We start from the raw sequence: 2,765 nt of genomic DNA, 5'->3' as shown, positions 1-2,765 counted from the left end.
ATCGAGCGGCTGCACTCTGGTCTGTCTCTCAACTACGCCTCGCTGGGTGTGGTGCTCGATCTGCTGGATCGGATCGCGGAGCTGGAGTCGGCTCTGCGCCGTCACTCACGACCTACGGGAGTGTCATCGTGGACCCGAACCGACTGACCCAGAAATCGCAGGAAGCCGTGCATGACGCGCAGACCAAGGCGATCCGCTTCGGGCACACCGAGGTCGATGGTGAGCATCTGCTGCTGGCGTTGCTCGAACAGCCCGACGGGCTTGTACCGCGCCTGCTGTCGGCGGCCGGGGGTGACCCGGACAAGCTGACGCTGGAGCTGGAGGCCGAGCTGCGGCGGCGGCCCAAGGTCAGCGGCCCTGGCGCCGCGCCCGGCGAGGTGTACATCACCCGGCGTCTGTCGCGGCTGCTCGACAACGCCGACCGGGAGGCCGGGCGGCTGAAGGATGAGTATGTCTCGGTGGAGCACCTGCTGATGGCGCTGATGGACGAAGGCGCCGAGAGCACGGCCGGTCGTCTGCTCCAGGGGCATGGGATGGTCAGGGAGCGTCTGCTGGAGGTGCTCACCCAGGTCCGCGGCAACCAGCGGGTGACCTCCGCCCATCCTGAGGTCGCCTACGAGGCGCTGGAGAAGTACGGGATCGACCTGGTGGCCGCCGCCAGGGCCGGCAAGCTGGACCCGGTCGTCGGCCGGGACGCCGAGATCCGCCGGGTCGTGCAGATCCTGTCCCGCAAGACCAAGAACAATCCGGTCCTGATCGGCGACCCGGGCGTCGGCAAGACCGCGATCGTCGAGGGGCTCGCGCAGCGCATCACCCGGGGGGACGTCCCCGAGGGGCTGAAGGACAAGACCATCTTCAGCCTGGACATGGGTTCGCTGATCGCGGGCGCGAAGTACCGGGGCGAGTTCGAGGAGCGGCTGAAGGCGGTGCTGACCGAGGTCAAGGCGTCCGAGGGGCGGATCTTGCTGTTCATCGACGAGGTGCACAACGTCGTGGGCGCCGGAGCGACCGAAGGGGCCATGGACGCCGGCAACATGCTCAAGCCGATGCTGGCCCGCGGTGAGCTGCATCTCATCGGCGCCACGACGATCGTGGAGTACCGCAAGTACATCGAGAAGGACGCGGCGCTCGAGCGTCGCTTCCAGCCGGTCTTCGTGGACGAGCCGTCCGTCGAGGACGCCGTCTCCATCCTGCGTGGCCTGCGGGAACGCCTGGAGGTGTATCACGGGGTGAAGATCCAGGACAGCGCGATCGTCGCCGCCGTCGTCCTCAGCCACCGCTACATCTCCGACCGGTTCCTGCCCGACAAGGCGATCGACCTGGTCGACGAGGCCTGCGCGATGCTGCGCACCGAGATCGACTCGATGCCGGCCGAGCTGGACGAGCTGACGCGGCGGGTGATGCGGCTGGAGATCGAGGAGGCCGCCCTGGCCAAGGAGGAGGACCCGGCGAGCGTGCGGCGCCTGGAGACGCTCCGCAGGGAACTGGCCGACCTGCGGGCCGAGGCCGACGCCATGCGCGCCCAGTGGGAGGCCGAGCGGCACGCGCTGAAGAAGGTCCAGCAGCTGCGCCAGGAGATCGAGATGGTGCGGCGCGAGGCCGAGCAGGCCGAGCGCAGGTACGACCTCAACCGGGCCGCCGAGCTGATGCACGGCCAGCTGCCCGAGCTGGAGAGGAAGCTGCACGCGGCCGAGGAGCAGCTGGAATCCAAGCAGGGCGGCCACCGGCTGCTCCGCGAGGTGGTGACCGAGGAGGAGATCGCCGGGATCGTGTCCCGGTGGACCGGCATCCCGGTCAGCCGGCTGAAGGAGGGCGAGCGGGAGAAGCTGCTGCGCCTGGATGAGATCCTGCACGAGCGGGTCATCGGCCAGGACCAGGCCGTGCGGGCGGTGGCCGACGCGATCATCCGCGCACGCTCGGGCATCAAGGACCCCCGCCGCCCGATCGGCTCGTTCATCTTCCTCGGCCCGACGGGCGTGGGGAAGACCGAGCTGGCCAAGGCGCTGGCGCAGGCCCTGTTCGACACCGAGGAGAACATGGTCCGCGTCGACATGAGCGAGTACCAGGAGCGCCACACCGTCAGCCGGCTCGTCGGCGCGCCTCCCGGGTACGTCGGCTACGAGGAGGGCGGCCAGCTCACCGAGGCGGTGCGGCGCAAGCCGTACTCCGTCGTGCTGTTCGACGAGATGGAGAAGGCGCACCCGGACGTGTTCAACACCCTGCTCCAGGTGCTGGACGACGGGCGGCTGACCGATGCCCAGGGCCGCACGGTCGACTTCCGCAACACCGTCATCATCATGACGTCGAACATCGGGTCGCCGTACCTGATGGACGGCGTGACACCCGAGGGGGAGATCGATCCGCGGGCGCGCGAGCTCGTCATGGGCGAACTGCGGTCGCACTTCCGGCCGGAGTTCCTCAACCGGGTCGACGACACCGTGCTGTTCAAGCCGCTCACCGAACCGGAGATCGAGCGGATCGTCGCGCTGATGTTCGACGACATCAGGACTCGGCTGGCCGATCGCCGCATGACCCTGCAGGTCACCGAGGCCGCGCTGCGGTTCATCGCCGAGCAGGGCTTCGACCCGGTCTACGGCGCCCGGCCGCTGCGCCGGTTCATCGCCCGCGAGGTCGAGACGCGCGTGGCGCGCGCCCTGATCGCCGGGGACGTCCGTGACGGGGCCGTCATCCGGGTCGACGAGTCCGGCGGCGAGATCACCGTCTCCTACCAGAACCCGGCAGACGAGGAAGCCGAGCAGGCGGCC

General features: G+C 69.3%; 1 protein-coding gene. It reads left to right on the top strand.

Annotation, left to right across the window (positions count from 1 at the left end; translation table 11 throughout):
• Positions 1-128: 128 nt before the first annotated feature.
• A partial coding sequence (clpB, locus tag MYF83_RS42060) for an ATP-dependent chaperone ClpB (RefSeq protein ID WP_248966420.1) occupies positions 129-2,765 on the top strand: 2,637 nt, incomplete at its 3' end.

The sequence above is a fragment of the Sphaerisporangium perillae genome (assembly GCF_023276435.1).
Classification (GTDB): domain Bacteria; phylum Actinomycetota; class Actinomycetes; order Streptosporangiales; family Streptosporangiaceae; genus Sphaerisporangium; species Sphaerisporangium perillae.
Note: the sequence above shows the minus strand (reverse complement) of the source record. Positions and strands in the feature narration are given on the sequence as shown.